The following is a 15,585-nucleotide window of genomic DNA, read 5'->3' on the forward strand; positions in this document are numbered from 1 at the left end:
CGGTGGAGTCCTCGAACTCCAGGGTGTCGGTCGCGGCGTCGTGCCGCAGAGCGAGCCATCCCACTCCTCAGTGCGTTATGAACTCAGTGCGTGATGAACGATCAGGTGCTGCTCGGGCGCGGGGCCGGCAGCGACGCCGAGCCGGTCAGCAGGGGCCATTCCTTGTGGAAGGGCGGCAGCGGGAGCTTGCCCTCGATGATCGGGGTGCCGAAGATCTTCAGGTGGGCGGTCAGTGCGCCGTTCAGGTCGATGCCGCCGACCAGGGCCCAACTGCCCTGGACCTGCGGACCGTTGCCGGGGAGGTCCACGGCGAGGGAGCCCTCCGCCTTGGCGCTCAGGTAGGGGGCGACAGTGGCCTCGACACCGACGGTGTCGTACAGGCCGACGCTGACCTCGGCGCCGAGGGCGGCGCGGACGGCGGCCTTGCCGTTGAGGCGGACGTGGACCGGGGAGACCTTGGTGTCGGCGTTGGTGGACGAGGTCCAGCCCTTGCCGCCGGTGTAGTCGGCGTGGACGGTCCAGGTGCCGGCGGCGTCCTGCTCGGTCTCCAGGTGGACCTGGCCGTCGGCGCTGACCTCCAGGTAGCAGGTGAGGCCGAGGTTGACCACCACGGGCAGGCCCGCGACGGTCAGCACCGGGCTGGCCTGCAGCTTGGCGAAGGGCACCCGGATCGGCGCGGCTCCAGTGTTGCGGGCGACGTCGCCGGTGACCTTCCACTGCGCGTGGGCGCCCAGGTCGAAGCCGATGGACGCGGTGCGCGGGCTGCCGGCCTGCGCGCCGTGGTAGGCGAAGTGGACGGCCGGGTGCAACTGGAGGGAGCCGGAGGCGTCCAGGCTCGCGCCCTCGGGCAGCGGCACGGGGGCCTTGACGTTGACCTCCAGGGTGCCGGAGGCGTCCGCCTTCACCCCGTTGAGGTCGGCGCCGACGGTCGCCTTGAGGTCCTTGACCAGCGGCGTGACCTTGATGCCGTGGACGTCGACCGGGACCTGGCCGTCCGCCTCGGTGCTGCCGAGCAGCTCGGAGAGGGTGGCCGGGCGGGTGGTCAGGTTGAGGGTGTTGCCCGCGGCCTGGTTGACGGCGGTGACGGCGACCAGCGCGCCCTGCGGCGCGGCGGCGGTGGGCGGGCTGGCGATCAGCTGGCCGGGCTGGACGGCGGCGGCCGCGGCGGTGGCGCTCGCGCTGGGGGCCGCGGTGGCGGACGCCGAGGGAGCGGCCGAGGTGACGGACGCCGAGGGAGCGGCCGAGGTGACGGACGCCGAGGGGGCGGCCGTCGAGGGAGCGGCCGAAGGCGAGGCCGTCGGGGAGGCGGTCGGGCCCGAGGCCGTCAGGACGGCCGTGCCCTTCCCCGGGTCGTACGCGGTGAGCTGGAGGGCCTTGGTGGCGGCCGTGACGGCGCCGCCGTCCTTGCCCGGGCTGCCGATCGCGGCCTGCTTGTCGTCTGCCGGCGCGGTGGTGACCTGCGCGGTGCCCGTGGACGGGCTGGCCGAGGCCGGGGCTCCGGCGCGGGCGCGCGGAGTGCCGCCGGCCGCGGCGGCGGCCGGGCTGCCCCCGGCGGCGGTCGCGCTGGTGCCCGCGGCAGTGCTGGTGGCGGCGGCCGGTTCGACGGCGGCCTGCGGGGTGGTGGTGCCGGGGCCGGTCGGCCCGCACGCGGCCGTTCCGGCGAGGATGAGGGTGAGCAGGGCAGTGGGCGCGGCCCTGCCTATCGAGGCTTTGAACACGCAACGTCATGTTACTGACGAGGAATATGTTTGTCGAAGACAGGCCAAGGCGGTGCGAAACCGCAGGTCAGAGGAGCCGCGTCACAGGCAGCCGATCACCCGTCAGCGGGCCGGTCGACGCGGCCCCGGCCAGCTCGGCGAGGTAGCGGGAGCGCGCCATCGGCTCCGCGCCGAGGCTGCGGACGTACGGCCCGTCCCACTGGGCGTCCAGCAGCCGCCCGCCCGCCGCGCCGAACCGGGCCCCGAGGTCGGCGACCGCGACCCGGGCGGCGTCCGGGCGGCGGTGGAACATCGAGTCCAGGCTCAGCACCGACCCGACGGCCACCCCGAACACCCCGCCGACCAGCTCCTCCCCCTCCCACACCTCTACGCTGTGCGCCGCGCCCTGCGCGTTCAGCTCTGTCAGCGCTTCGGCCAACTCCGCTGTGAGCCAAGTCGTTTGGCGCCCTTCGGTGCAGGCGTCGAGCACCGCGCCGAAGGCCCGGTCGGCGGTCGTCGACCACCGCACCGCGCCCCGCAGCTGCCGGGCGAGCCGGCGCGGCAGCCGTACGTCGTCGGGGCGCAGCACCGGCCTTGGGTCCGGCGACCACCACGCCAGCGCGTACGGGTCCTCCCCGCCGGGCAGCACCGGCAGCTCGCCCGACTCGACCGCCTCTCCGTACAGCGCCTCGTTGTACGCGCCGGTGTACACGTCGGCCGCCGGCAGCGGGAACAGACCGCGCCGGTACGCCGCGAGCAGCTCCGCCGGTCCGAGCGTGCCGCCGAAGGCCACCGGCCTCTCTCCGGGCCCGAGTTGGGCGCCCAGCTGGTCGAAGGCACTCAGAGGAACCCCTCCGCCTCCAGTCGCCGCAGGTAGTGGTCCAGCAACCCGGCGTCCACGTCCGGCAGTTCGATCCCGCTCCCCTCCAGCGCCGCTTCCGCGTTCGCCCGGTCGAACCGCGGGAACACCGGCTTGAAATACAGCTCGCTGATGGACAGTTCCGTCCCCGGTGCACGGTCCACGAACAGCGGCACGAACGGTGTGATCGGGTGGGTCGGATGCGCGGCGACGAACCGGACCAGGCGCTGCACCCAGTCCCCGTACGGCAGTTCGGCGATCCGGTGGCCGCGCGCCCGGAGTCGGTCCGCGAGGTCGTCGAGCCCGGCCGGTTGGGGTGAGGTGAGGTGGTAGACCTCGCCGTCGGCGGGTGCGTGGGCGGCGATGTGGGCGATCGCGCGGCTGAAGCGGTCGGCCGGGACGAAGTCCAACGGGAGTCGCACGTCCGGGTAGGTGCCGCTGTCGGCGAAGTACTTGATCAGCGCGCAGAGTTCGGTGCCGGTGTTCATCACCCCGGCCGCGAGGTCGCCGGTGACGTCGTTGGTGCGCAGGACGGTGACCGGCAGCCCTTCCCCCGCCGCGTTGTGCAGCAGCTGCTCGGCGACCCACTTGCTCTCGACGTAGCCGACGCCGAGCCGTTCGGGGTGGGCGAGCGGGGTGCGTTCGGTGACCTCCCGGACGCCGGCGGAGCCGAACCCGGCGAGCACGGCGAGGGTGGAGAGGTAGTGCACGGGTACGCCCCGGCTGTGTCCGGCGAGCCGGACGATCTCCCGGGTGCCGCCGACGTTGGGCGCGCGCAGCTGGTGGTAGGGGTAGAGGAAGTTGACCAGCCCGCCGAGGTGGTACACCGCGTCCAGGCGTACTGCCAGCCAGTCGAACTGATGGCAGGTCAGGCCGAGCCCGGGGGCGGTGAGGTCGCCGACCAGCGGCACCACCCGGGCGTCCACGAGGTCGCGCCGCAGGAAGCGCTGCTGGGCGGCGCGCAGCCGCTCCATCGCGCGTTCCTCGTCCGGGGCGCGGACCAGGCAGTGGATGCGCGCCTTGGTGGTGGCGAGCAGGGCGCGCAGCAGGTGGGCTCCGCAGAAGCCGGTGGCACCGGTGAGCAGGATCTCGGCGGGCTCGACCCGGCAGGGCGCCGGGCTCCAGGACTGCTTGACGGCGTGGATGAGTTGGGCCTCGGCGTGCCAGTCGACGGCGGCCTCTCCGGACTGGGCGCCGCCTGCGCGGGCGGTCTGCAGCGCGGCCGTGAACTCGCGCAGCACGGGCGAGCGGAGCAGTGCCCGGGTGAGGGTGCGGACGTGGGTGACGTCGAGGCCGAACATCAGACGCGCCCGGGCGAGCATCTCCATGGCGAGCAGCGAGGCGCCGCCGAGGACGAAGAAGTCGTCGTCGGGGCGGACGAGTTCGGCGCCGAGCAGCTCCGCCCACAGCTGCCCGACGGCAGCTTCCACGGCGCTCGGCTCTGCGCTGCTCGGCTCTCCGGTCCTCGGCTCTGCGCTGCTCGGCTCTCCGGTCCTCGGTTCTCCGGTCCTCGGCTCGGCGCTAACCGGTTCTCCGGTGGTGGCCGCCCACACCGGGGCGTGCGGCAGCTGGCGCCGGTCGACCTTCCCGGCCGCCGTGAGCGGCATGGCCTCCAACGGCACGAACTCCGCCGGGACGAGGTACTCGGGCAACCGCTCCGCGAGGAACGCCCGGATCCGCTCGGGGCGCAGCGACGGGTCGCCGAGGGTGTAGTAGGCGGTGAGCGACCGGCTGCCGTCCGGAGCGCTGCCGTCGGCGGCGACCCTGGCCTGCCGCACGTCCGGGTGGGCGGCCAGGACGGCTTCGATCTCGGCCGGGTCGACCCGGTGTCCGCGCACCTTCACCTGGTCGTCGAAGCGTCCGAGGAGTTCCAGCCGCCCGTCGGCCCGCCAGCGCCCGGCGTCACCGGTGCGGTACATCCGCTCGCCCGGCATCGGCGCGTACGGGTCGGGCAGGAAGGACTCGGCGGTGAGCCCGACCTGCCGCCAGTAGCCGCGGGCGAGGCCGGGCCCGCCGAGGTGGATCTCGCCCTTCTCGCCGGGCCTGACCGGCCGCAGCCGTTCGTCCAGCACGTGCACCCGGACGCCGGGCATCGGCCGACCGATCGGCACCGGGGAGGTCGGGGTGTCCAGCAGGTCCGGGGTGACCTCGCAGAGCAGGGAGGTCACGGCGGCCTCGGTGACGCCGTACGCGTGGAGCAGCCGCACCCCCGGCAGCCGGTGCAGGCAGGTGCGGCAGTCATCGGCGTGCACCACATCCCCGCCGACCACCACCAGCCGCAGGCCCTCCGGTCCGGGGCCGCCGGGCGGCAGCAGGTCGAGCAGGTGGTGCCAGTACGCGGGCGTGAAGTCGGCGACGGCCAGGCCGAGCCGGGGCAGTCGCCGGACGAGCTCGGTGGGCGCCCAGGTCCCGCCCTCGCCGCCGAGGACCACCGCGGCCCCGGGGAGCAGCGCGGAGAACACCTGCTCCAGCGCGGTGTCCGCCCCCAGCGCGGCAAGTTGCAGCACCCGCTCGCCGGGCACCAGACCGTAGGCGTGGACCACCCGGTCGAGGGTGAACACCAGCGAACGGTGGGTGACCGGGACGCCCTTGGGCCGGCCGGTGGTGCCGGAGGTGTAGATCAGGTAGGCGAGATCGTCCGGGGTGGCGCCGTCGTCCGGGACCGACTCCCCGGCGGTATCCGGCCCCAGCGACTCCACGCCGTCGAATGCGCGACCGTCCGTGACCGCCACCCGGGCCCCGCAGTCCGCCACCAGCCCCGCGAGCCGCCGCTCCGGGTGCGCCGGGTCCAGCGGCAGGAACGCCCCACCCGCCTTGAGCACCCCGAGCCAGGCCACCACCAGCTCCGGACTTCGCCCCAGGCAGACCGGTACCACCTGCCCCGTCTCCACCCCGCGCGCCCGCAGCGCTCCCGCCAACCGGTCGCTGCGCTCGTCCAACTCGCGGTAACTGAGTGTGGTTTCCTGGCCCGCCCCCTCGCCCACCACCGCGACCGCCTCCGGGTCGTGCGCCGCCCGCGCCCGGAACAGCCCGTGCACCGTCTGTGCGAACCCCGCCCGGGCCGCCGGAGTCTCCGTCCCCCGCCAGTCCCGTTCCACCCAGGCCCGGCACTCGGCCCGCCCGGCCGGCCCGTACACCGGGCGCCAGCCGCCCGGCAGGGTCAAGTCCCCGGGCCAGATCGCGTACTGGCCGTCATCGTTCTGCACCACGGTGTGACGTCCGGAGCCCACATCCGTTCGTACGCCTTGTGCGCTGTCGGCTGCGTCGTCCACCGGCTTGACCTCGCGCTGAAGCGGCAGAATGCTGGGAGGTGCGACATTTCCGACTATACGCACTCACGGCCCCCCGAGAACGTCCGTTGCGAAAAATCGCCGGACGACGGTCGTCCGTGGGCCGATCCACCCGCTGATCCATTGGCGCACAGTCCGCCCTCGCCCGAACTCCCCCGCCCGACCGGCGGGGTGATGTCGTGCAGGAGGTAGCCTCGTTGACTCGCCGGCGACAACGCCTGATGGCCTGTTACCTGCTCTGGATGGTGCTGTTCACCGGCATCTACTTCGCCGACCCGGGTCTGCGGATCATCTGGTGGACGAGCACGGGCCTGGGCGGCGTCGCCGCCATCGTGGTCGGCGTGCGGCTCAACCACCCCCGGCACCCGCTGTTCTGGTACGTCCTGGCGCTGGCCAACCTGAGCTTCACCACGGGCGAGGCGGTGCAGGCCCTCCAACTCGACATCCTGCACCTCAACAACCCGTTCCCGTCCGTCGCCGACGGCTTCTACCTCGCCGAGTTCCTGCTGTACGCGGTCGGCCTGCTCGGCTTCATCCGCTGGCGAACGGCCCGTCAGGACCGCGCCGGACTGCTGGACGCGCTGATCATCACCCTCGGCCTCGCCCTGCTGGTCTGGATCTACCTGATCCTCCCGTACGCCCGGAACCCGGACCTCACCTGGTTCCAGAAGGCCGTCTCGATCGCCTACCCGCTCGGCGACGTGGTCGTGCTCGCCCTGCTGCTGCGGCTGTTGACCCCGCGCGGCGGCAACTCCCGCTCGCTGCGGCTGCTCACCGTCGGCGCCCTCGGCCTGCTCACCTCGGACATCCTCTACGGGCTGATCCAACTGCACGGCACCTGGCAGATCGGCACCGGCGTGGAGCTCGGCTGGGCCGCCTTCTACACCGCCTGGGGCGCGGCCGCGCTGCACCCCTCGATGGTCGAGCTGACCAGACCGGTCCCCACCCAGCAGCCGGACCTCTCCGCCTCCCGGCTCGCCCTGCTCGCCCTCGCCTCGCTCATCGCGCCCGCCATCCTGATCATCGAGTCACTGGCCGGGAACACCAGCAACGCGGGCGTGATCGGCGCCTTCTCCGCCCTTCTCTACCTGCTGGTGCTGGCCCGGCTGGCCGTCGTCGTGGTCGCCCGACGCCAGGCGGCGGCCCGGGAACGGGCGCTGCGCGAGGCGGGCGCCCGGCTCACGGCGGCCGTCACCGTGCCGGAGGTCGCGGACGCCGTCCAGTCCGCCGCCTGCGCACTGATGCCCTCCGAGCCCGGGCACGTCGCCCTGCTCGCCGTCACCGAGTCCGGCGCCGGGTCGGGGGGCGGGCCGGGGGCCGGGTCGGGCGTGCTGCACGTGCGGCACGCCGGGCAGGATCCGGCGCACCACCACCCCGCGCCGTCGGACGCCGACGACGAGGTGCTCGCCCTCGCCGCCGACCGCGAGACCCGGCTGCTGCCCGTCGGGTCCGTCAACCTCCCCGACCACCTGGGCCGGATGCCCTACACCCTGGTCTGCCCGCTCACCCTGGCCGAGCGGCCCTCCGGCGACCCGGTGATCGGCGCACTGGTGGTCACCGGCACCGAGCAGGAGCTGACCAGCCTCTGGGGCTCCCTGGAGATCCTGGCCGCCCAGGCCGCGCTGGCCGTCGAGCGGGTGGTGCTGAGCCAGGAGGTCACCCGGCGCAACAGCGAGCTGTACTTCCGCACCCTGGTGCAGAACGCCAGCGACGTCATCCTGATCCTCGACGAGGACGACGGCGTGCGTTACGCCTCCTCCTCCGCCGAGCGGGTGCTCGGCTGCCCGAGCCTGGACGGCACCCTGCTCACCGACCTCGTCCCGCCCGAGGACAGCCGGGCCGTCGGCAAGGCACTGGCCCGGATGCGCGGCCCGGCCGACCCGCCCCGGGGCGACCAGCCGCGCGAGCACTGGCGACTGCTGCGCCAAGACCACACCCCGATCGAGGTCGAGGTCCGCTACACCGACCTGCGCGAGGACCCGACCGTCGGCGGCCTGGTGCTCACCCTGCGCGACGTGACCGAGCAGCGCCAGATGGAGCGCGAGCTGACCCACCGGGCCTTCCACGACTCGCTGACCGGCCTCGCCAACCGGGTGCTGTTCCAGGACCGGGTCGGCCACGCGCTCTCCCGCGGCGAGCGCAGCGGGGCCGTCACCGGGGTGCTCTTCATCGACCTGGACGACTTCAAGGTGGTCAACGACACCCAGGGCCACGCGGTCGGCGACGAACTGCTGGTCGCCGTCTCGCTGCGGATCTCCACCGCGCTGCGCAGCTCGGACACCGCCGCCCGGCTCGGCGGCGACGAGTTCGCGGTGCTGGTCGAGGACGCGCTCTGCCCCACCGACGTGGACACCGTCGCGGCCGGGGTGCTGGCGGTGTTCGCCGAGCCGTTCAAGCTCAGCGCGGGCGCGGTCCGGGTCAGCGCCAGCATCGGCGTGGCGACCACCGAGGACAGCGTGGACGCGGCCGAACTGCTCACCCACGCCGACCTCGCGCTCTACTCGGCCAAGGCGGCCGGGCGCCGCCAGTGGTGCCACTACCAGCCCGCCCTGCAGGCCGGGCTGGTCGAGCGGCACGAGCTGAACGAGAACCTGGACCTGGCCATCGCGGAATCGGCCTTCCAGCTGTACTACCAGCCGATCGTCGACCTGAGCACGGGCGACCTGGTCGGCTTCGAGGCCCTGGTCCGCTGGCCGCACGACCGGCGCGGCATGGTGCTGCCCGACGAGTTCATCGCCCTCGCCGAGGAGAGCGGCCAGATCGTCCCGCTCGGCGCCTGGGTCCTGGAACGCGCCGCCCAGGAGGCCGCCGCCTGGCACGCCGCCAGCTCCGCCGCCCGCGCCGCCGCCGGACGGCCCCCGCTGCGGGTCAACGTCAACGTCTCCGCCCGCCAGTTCCGCGACGCCGGCTTCATGGAGGTCGTCCACCACGCGCTGGACACCTCCGGGATTGACCCGCACACCCTGGTCCTGGAGCTCACCGAGTCCGTCCTGATGCGCCGCGACGACCGCCTGCGCGCCGACATGGCGACCCTCGGCGACCTCGGCGTCGGCCTCGCCATCGACGACTTCGGCACCGGCTACTCGTCACTGTCGTACCTGCGGGAGTTCCCGATCTCCATCCTGAAGATCGACAAGTCCTTCATCGACGGCCTCGGCCGCTCCGCCCAGCAGTACGCCCTGGTCGAGGGCATCGCCCGGATCGCCGACACGCTCAACGTCCGGGTCATCGCCGAGGGCATCGAACACCCCGACCAGCGCGACCTGCTCGCGGCCATGGGGTGCCCGCTGGGGCAGGGGTACCTGTTCGCGCACCCGATGGACGGGCCGCAGGCGCGGGCACTGGTGCGGAACACGACGTTCGAACCCGCCTGAGGCCCCGTCCGGCCAGGTCAGCGCACCCCTGGTGATCCTCATCCCGACCGAGGACTGACGGCCGCCTCCCACGCGGCGGCGTCCCCAGGGCAGGCCGCGGCTTTGGTAGCAGTCCGTACCGGTCGCGGCCCCGACGACACCCGCGCGGAGGCGGTTCGTCCGCCGATTGGCGGTGAGCAGGGTAGGTACCTCGGGCACGCTGACCGGCCGCAGCCACACGGCTGGCCCGCCGCCGGGGAGCGGCGGGCCGGCGGCGCTTGCGGGCGGGGGGCCGATCAGCCGAGCGGCAGCTCCAGGGCGGCTTCGTCTCCGCTCGGGGAGCTGATGGTGGCGGTGCTGTCCACTTTGCCGGTGAAGGCGTACAGCTTGTCGCGGCTGTTGACGACCAGAGCGAGGCGGTGGCCGTCCGGCAGGTCGTAGGCGGCGGGCTGCAGGCTCCAACTGACCGTCTCGTCCTGGTTGGGGGCCAGGTCGGCGACGGTGAACGGCTCGTGGGTGATGATCCGCGCCGTACCGTCCGGGGCGACGTCGAAGAGGTAGCCGACCAGGGTGGCGCCCTTCTCGCTGTTGCGGACGGTGAGCCGCACCGACGCCGTGCCGCGGATCCGCCGGGCCACGCCGCCCGTACCGGTCAGCGGCTCGGTGGCCCAGACGACCAGCCGGGGCCGCTCGAACCCGGCCAGGTCATAGGACTTGGGGTTGCCGAACCACTCCTTCTGGCCGGTCTTCATGATGTCGTCCATCGCGGTGGCGGCAGTCTCGTGGCCGGCGGTGAAGCTGCGGCTCCAGCCGGCGGCCTGCTTGTCGGTCAGCGTGCCGTCGCCGTTGCCGCCGTTGCCGTTCAGGTACCAGGTCTCGATGCTGGTGGTGACGTCGCTCAACAAAGCGCTCGGCTCGCGGCGGGCCGGGACCGTGATCCGGTTGCCGAGTCCGGGGACCGGCTTGGTCTGGTAGGTGAACATGACCTGGTTGTTCACCTGCGGCCAGCTTGTCACCTCGTTGTCGACACCGAGCAGGAAGTGGTCCAGCCAGTCGTACGCCTCCTGCATCGGCACCTTCAGCCCGGGGAAGGGCAGGCCGCCGATCAGCCCGGCCAGGCCGGAGCCCTCGGGGGCGCCGTGGTCGCCGATCCACATGTTCAGGTGCTTCGGCACGGTGAGCTTGTCGAAGGTATTGATCGTCTGGCCGGCCGGGAACAGGCTCTCGTGCCAGGTGTTGGAGACGAAGGTCGGGATGCCCCGCCCGTTGGTGATGTCCACGTAGGACTCCGGGGCCCGCTTGGTGCCCCACTCCACCACCCTGTCGAGGTTCCGACCCGCCCGGAAGTCGTCGAGGATCTCCCGGGTCTCCGGGTCGAACTTCTCCGCCTCCTCGCCGCCAGTGAAGGCGATCAGCGCGTCCACGGCCGCGGTGTGCCGGGTGCCGTTGTCGTACAGGCTGGTGGCCAGGTTGCCCCAGGTGCTCAGCGCGACCACGGCGGAGACGCGGTTGGCCCGGTCGTGCGCGGCGACCAGCTGGCTGATCCCGGAGCCGTAGGACTCGCCGAGGAAGCCGATCCGGCTCGGGTCGAAGTACTGCTCGGCGAAGTCGAGCACCGCCGATCCGTCGGCCCAGTCTTCGGGCCCGGCGACGTCGACGTAGCCCTCGGAGGTGGAGAACCACCCCGGCTTGCCGATGCCGCGCGGGGTGTAGGCCAGCACGTGGTAGCCGCGTGACGCCAGCGTGAGGTAGGAGTACATGAACGGCAGCCAGCCGTACGGGTTCCAGCCGGCGGGCATGACCACGAGCGGCCGCGGGTCCGAGCCGTTCAGCTTGACCGTGAGCGCCGAGAGTCGGATCCCGTCCGCCGGGATGCCCTGAACCTCGATCGTGACGCGCTGGCGGACGTCGGCCACCAACTGCGCCAGCTCCGGCGGAAGCGCGACTCCCGCCTCGCCCCGGAGCGCCGCGAGCAGGGCCCTGGCCACGTCGAGGGCCGCCGGGTTGATGTCGAGGCCCGCACCGGCCCAGATGCCGTTGCTGGCAATGTCGTCGAGTGTCGCGTCCGTGATCGACGGAATCGGCTCTCCGCTTGCAGAGGTCATACGAACCACCCTTTCCAGAACACCAGGGACGCCCCGAACGGGCGCCGCCCTGCATCCTGATCACGAAAGGAGCGAATTGGCTGACGTCACATCAGATACAACCTGAACGAGTGAACCTGAGACCGGGCGCTTCGCGGAGGCGGACTGGCGCCGAGCAGCGGTCCGGACGATCCCGGGCAGAAGTCGGTTTTCGGCGGCGGCAACCCGCACACCGGCCCTACGGTGTCCGCATCGATTGGCGGCATCGGATATGGGGTGGTGGTGAGCGCGATCCACCACGACATCGCGGCCGGTGGTCATCAACTCGACCAGCTCCAGGCGCTGTTCGTCCCGGATCTGATCCTTCAGCCGGTCGAAGGCCGCCGGCTCCAGCACCCGTCCCGCGTCGCGCTGCCCGATCCGCTGCCAGACGACCTCGTCGATGGAGAGCCGGACGTAGCCGCGCCGCTCCAACTCCTTGGCGTAGGTGGTCTTGCCCGCGCCCGGGAGGCCGCACATCAGCACCACGGTGCTCAATCGCTCTGCCATACCCGGAGGGTAGCCGTTGGCCCGGCGCCCGCATCAGCCTGGCGATGTAAACCCGTGGGCCAATGCGCGCGGCCGGGAGATCAATCGGCGGACTGATGCCGCCCGCCCGCGCCGCGTGACACCGTTCCGCGCATGGACACCACGCCGTTCACCGGTTCAAACGGACTGACCCGCCGTCGCATGCTGGGTGCCACCCTGGCCTTGGGCGCAGCCGCCCCGCTCGGCCTGGCCTCCACCTCCTGGGCCTCCTCGCCCGCTTCGCCGACAACCGCTCCCGCCCGGCTCACCCTGCCCGCGCCCACCGGCCCGCACCCCGTCGGCACCGTCGCCCTGCACCTGCGCGACACCTCCCGGCCGGACCCGGCCGCCGGGGCCGGCCGATACCGCGAGCTGATGGCGAGCGTCTGGTACCCGGCCCGGCAGGCGGACGACTTCCCGCTCGCACCCTGGTTGGCCGACGGCCCGATGCAGCTCTTCCTCGACGATGTCGGCTTCCCCCTCCCGCTCGCCCTCGCCCCGCTCACCTCCGGGCACGTGGGCGCGCCCGTCCACCGCAGCGGCCACCGGCTGCCCGTCGTCGTCTACGCGCACGGCGCGCACAGCCACCGCGGCGACCACACGATCACCGTCCAGGAGCTCGCCAGCCACGGCTACGTCGTGGTCACCGTCGACCTCCCCCACGACGCCTTCACCCAGTTCCCCGACAGCCCGGCAGTCACCCCCTCCAGGGACCCGAAGGTCGACACGGGTGTGCGCGCCTACATCCCGGACTTCCGTTTCGTGCTCGACTGCGTGGAGGACCTCGCCGTCGGCCGCAACCCCGACGCCGACCGCCGCGAGCTGCCCGAGGGCCTGCTCGGCGCCCTCGACCCGCAGCGCATCGGCATGTTCGGCTGGTCGAAGGGCGGCAGCGTCACCGCCCAGACGACGGTCGTCGACCCGCGCGTCCGGGCCGGACTGAGCCTCGACGGGCCGATGATCCCGACCATCACCACCGACCTCGACCGGCCGTTCCTGATGATGACCGCCGTCTGGCCCCGCACCCCGGGATCGGACGCCGAGACCTTCTGGACCCACCTGCGCGGCTGGCGGCGCACCATCCAGGCCGACGGCGCCGTCCACAACTCGTACGGGGACAACATGACGCTGATCCCGCAGGCGGGAAAGCTGCTCGGGATGAGCGAGCAGCAGATCCAGCAGCAGGTCGGCACCCTCGACCCCGGGCGCGGGATCCTCATCCAGCAGGCCTACCCGCTCGCCTTCTTCGACCTGCACCTGCGCCACCGGCGCGGGCACCTGCTGGACGGGCCTTCGCCGCGCTTCCCGGAGGTGAAGTTCATTCCGTAGGTCGGCTGCGGGCGGGACCTACGGGAAAGCCCTGGCACTCGGCGGCGGCCGGGCACCAGGGGCTTTCCGCGCTTCGCGCCGCTACGGGGTCTCGGCGCGGATCTCGTCCAGGGACTCGGCCAGGACCACCCGCGCCCGGGTGAACCAGTCGGCGGTCACCGCGGTCTCGTCCGGCGTGTAGTCGGCGAACAGCGTGCCGATCCGCTCGTAGTCCTGCTGGCCGAACTGGGCCAACGCGATCATCCGGTCCATCGCGTACAGCCCCTGCTCGGGCGTCGCCTGGGGGCCGCGGCTTGCCCTTCACCCAGGGGTGCGGTCAGACGGACATCCCCGCCGTCGCCACGGCCGTGGGCGGGGTGGTGCTGCCCGCGGTGGTGCCGAGGGTGCGCTCGACCTTGGCGACGGCGGTGCGGTACTGCATCGAGGCGGCCTGGGAGTCGCTGCCCCCGCATTGGAAGAAGCCGAAGGCCATGTCGACGGTGCCGAAGCGCTCGATGCCGATGTAGGCGTTGAGTTGGACGCCGGCGAGGGTTCCGTCGAGGCGGACGGCGGGGGCGTCGGGGCGGTCGCCGAGGGTGACGGGGGTGACGGTGAAGGTCACCGAGTCCGTGGTGCCGGCGTTGAAGGTGAGGGTGTGGCAGGTCTTGAACGCTTCCGTGGCGGTGGTGAAGTCGGTGGTGAGCTCGTCGGAGTCCTCGGCGGTGAGGGACTGGGTCACCATCGGGTTGCCGTCCGGGCCGTCCAGTTCGGTCTCGGCGCGCGGAGTGGTGGGGTCGGGCGCGGTGGCGTTCATGTTGACCAGGGCGCTGAGCGCGTCGCAGCCGCTGACGGGGGTGGGGTTCTCGCTCGGGCCGGGGCTCTCGGTGGAGGGGACCTCGATGTAGTCGGGGCCGAGGTCGTTCTCGGTGAGCAGCGCCGACTTCAGCTGGTCGGCGGAGGGGAGGTCCTGAGCGGGTGCCGCCGATGCCAGCTGGGCCGGCCCCAGGGCGGCCGCCGCGACGAGGATCGCGGCGGTGAGGGCGTGGAGAGGTCTCGGGAGGGACATGCCGGCCCCCGGTCGAGAGTTCGGGTAGGGACAGGGCACCAGTGTCCCACCGGGGGCCGGGCGGGGCGCGCGGGCGCGGATCCGCCCCAGGTCGGACCGGGGTACGGCCGGGCCCGCAGCGCGGTGCGCTGCGGGCCCGGCACGCCGGGTGGTGGCCCGGCCACCTGGGGTCAGATGCTCGCGGCCAGCTCGGTGCCCTGCTTGATCGCCCGCTTGGCGTCCAGCTCGGCGGCCACGTCGGCGCCGCCGATCAGGTGTACCGCCACGCCGCGCTCGCGCAGCGCCTCGTACAGGTCACGGCGCGGCTCCTGGCCGGTACAGAGCACCACGGTGTCCACCGGCAGGAGTTGGCGCTCGCCGTCGACGGTGAAGTGCAGCCCTGCGTCGTCGATCAGGTCGTAGCTCGCGCCGGCGACCATGGCGACGCCGCGGTGCTTGAGCTCGGTGCGGTGGATCCAACCGGTGGTCTTGCCGAGCCCGGCGCCGACCTTGGTCGTCTTGCGCTGCAGCAGGTGGACGCTGCGCGGGGGCTTCGGACGCTCGGGGGTGCGGAGTCCGCCACGCTCGCGGTACTCCGGGTCGATGCCCCACTTGGCCTGGAACACCGGCGGGTTGAGGCTGGCCTCATCGCCCTGGTCGGTGAGGAACTCGGCCACGTCGAAGCCGATCCCGCCCGCGCCGAGGATGGCGACCCGCTCGCCGACGGCGGCGCCGTCACGCAGCACGTCCAGGTAGCCGAGCACGCTGGGGTGGTCGATTCCCGGGATGTCAACGGGAGTTCGGGGCGTGACGCCGGTCGCGAGGACGATCTCCTCGAAGCCCTCGGCGGCGAGCTGCTCGGCGGTCACGACGGCGCCGAGGCGCTGGGTGACGGCCAACTCGGCCAGCCGGGTGCGGTAGTAGCGCAGCGTCTCGTTGAACTCCTCCTTGCCGGGGATGCGGCGGGCGATGTTCAGCTGCCCGCCGACGCTCTCGGCGGCGTCGAACAGGGTGACGTCGTGGCCGCGTTCGGCGGCGGAGACGGCGAACGCGAGCCCGGCTGGTCCGGCTCCGACGACGCCGATGCGCTTGCGCGACGTGGTGGCGGAGAGCACGAGTTCGGTCTCGTGGCAGGCGCGGGGGTTCACCAGGCAGGAGGTGATCTGAAGGCTGAAGGTGTGGTCCAGGCAGGCCTGGTTGCAGCCGATGCAGGTGTTGATGGCGTCGGCGCGGTCGTCGCGCGCCTTGGCGACGAAGTCGGCGTCGGCGAGCAGCGGGCGGGCCATCGAGACCAGGTCGGCACAGCCGTGGGGGGGGGGGGGGGGGGGGGGCGGCGGGCGGGTGTTTTGGTTTGTGGGGGTGTGTTGTGGGGGGGGCTTTGG

General features: G+C 72.9%; 9 protein-coding genes and 1 pseudogene. 2 read left to right on the top strand and 8 right to left on the bottom strand.

Features of this window, described 5'->3' with window-relative positions:
• Positions 1 to 101: 101 nt before the first annotated feature.
• From ACWC9T_RS37145 to ACWC9T_RS37155, 3 genes are all read right to left on the bottom strand, one after another.
• On the bottom strand, positions 102 to 1,718 hold the full coding sequence (locus ACWC9T_RS37145; RefSeq protein ID WP_449825461.1) for a hypothetical protein: 1,617 nt from the start codon (positions 1,716 to 1,718) through the stop codon (positions 102 to 104).
• Between the two features lie 67 nt (positions 1,719 to 1,785).
• Positions 1,786 to 2,490: a leucyl/phenylalanyl-tRNA--protein transferase gene (locus ACWC9T_RS37150; protein ID WP_449825462.1), complete on the bottom strand. Its 705-nt coding sequence runs from the start codon at positions 2,488 to 2,490 to the stop codon at positions 1,786 to 1,788.
• 47 nt (positions 2,491 to 2,537) lie between these two features.
• A complete protein-coding gene (locus ACWC9T_RS37155) occupies positions 2,538 to 5,891 on the bottom strand; it encodes an amino acid adenylation domain-containing protein (RefSeq protein WP_449825463.1) in 3,354 nt (1,117 codons plus the stop codon).
• A gap of 152 nt (positions 5,892 to 6,043) precedes the next feature.
• On the opposite strand from ACWC9T_RS37155, the gene ACWC9T_RS37160 reads away from it, so the two are divergent.
• Positions 6,044 to 9,220, top strand: a complete 3,177-nt coding sequence (locus ACWC9T_RS37160; protein ID WP_449825464.1) for a putative bifunctional diguanylate cyclase/phosphodiesterase — start codon at positions 6,044 to 6,046, stop codon at positions 9,218 to 9,220.
• Positions 9,221 to 9,495: 275 nt separating this feature from the next.
• Here ACWC9T_RS37160 and ACWC9T_RS37165 read toward each other — a convergent pair whose 3' ends face one another.
• Positions 9,496 to 11,304: a CocE/NonD family hydrolase gene (locus tag ACWC9T_RS37165; protein ID WP_449825465.1), complete on the bottom strand. Its 1,809-nt coding sequence runs from the start codon at positions 11,302 to 11,304 to the stop codon at positions 9,496 to 9,498.
• Between the two features lie 60 nt (positions 11,305 to 11,364).
• Positions 11,365 to 11,832 carry an AAA family ATPase gene (locus ACWC9T_RS37170; protein ID WP_449825466.1) on the bottom strand — a complete coding sequence of 156 codons (468 nt, stop codon included), beginning with the start codon at positions 11,830 to 11,832 and terminating at the stop codon, positions 11,365 to 11,367.
• 132 nt (positions 11,833 to 11,964) lie between these two features.
• Between ACWC9T_RS37170 and ACWC9T_RS37175 the strand changes: the two genes are divergently transcribed.
• A complete protein-coding gene (locus ACWC9T_RS37175; RefSeq protein WP_449825467.1) occupies positions 11,965 to 13,179 on the top strand; it encodes an alpha/beta hydrolase family protein in 1,215 nt (404 codons plus the stop codon).
• An 81-nt stretch (positions 13,180 to 13,260) separates the two neighbouring features.
• On the opposite strand, the gene ACWC9T_RS37180 is transcribed toward ACWC9T_RS37175, so the two are convergent.
• The 3 genes and pseudogenes from ACWC9T_RS37180 to ACWC9T_RS37190 all read right to left on the bottom strand — a co-directional run.
• Positions 13,261 to 13,431, bottom strand: coding sequence for a hypothetical protein (locus ACWC9T_RS37180; protein ID WP_449825468.1), 171 nt, complete (start codon positions 13,429 to 13,431; stop codon positions 13,261 to 13,263).
• 64 nt (positions 13,432 to 13,495) lie between these two features.
• Positions 13,496 to 14,224 carry a hypothetical protein gene (locus ACWC9T_RS37185; RefSeq protein ID WP_449825469.1) on the bottom strand — a complete coding sequence of 243 codons (729 nt, stop codon included), beginning with the start codon at positions 14,222 to 14,224 and terminating at the stop codon, positions 13,496 to 13,498.
• A 170-nt stretch (positions 14,225 to 14,394) separates the two neighbouring features.
• Positions 14,395 to 15,510, bottom strand: a pseudogene (locus ACWC9T_RS37190) (FAD-dependent oxidoreductase); the annotation flags it as partial.
• Positions 15,511 to 15,585 lie beyond the last annotated feature (75 nt).

The organism is Kitasatospora sp. NPDC001159 (assembly GCF_053598235.1).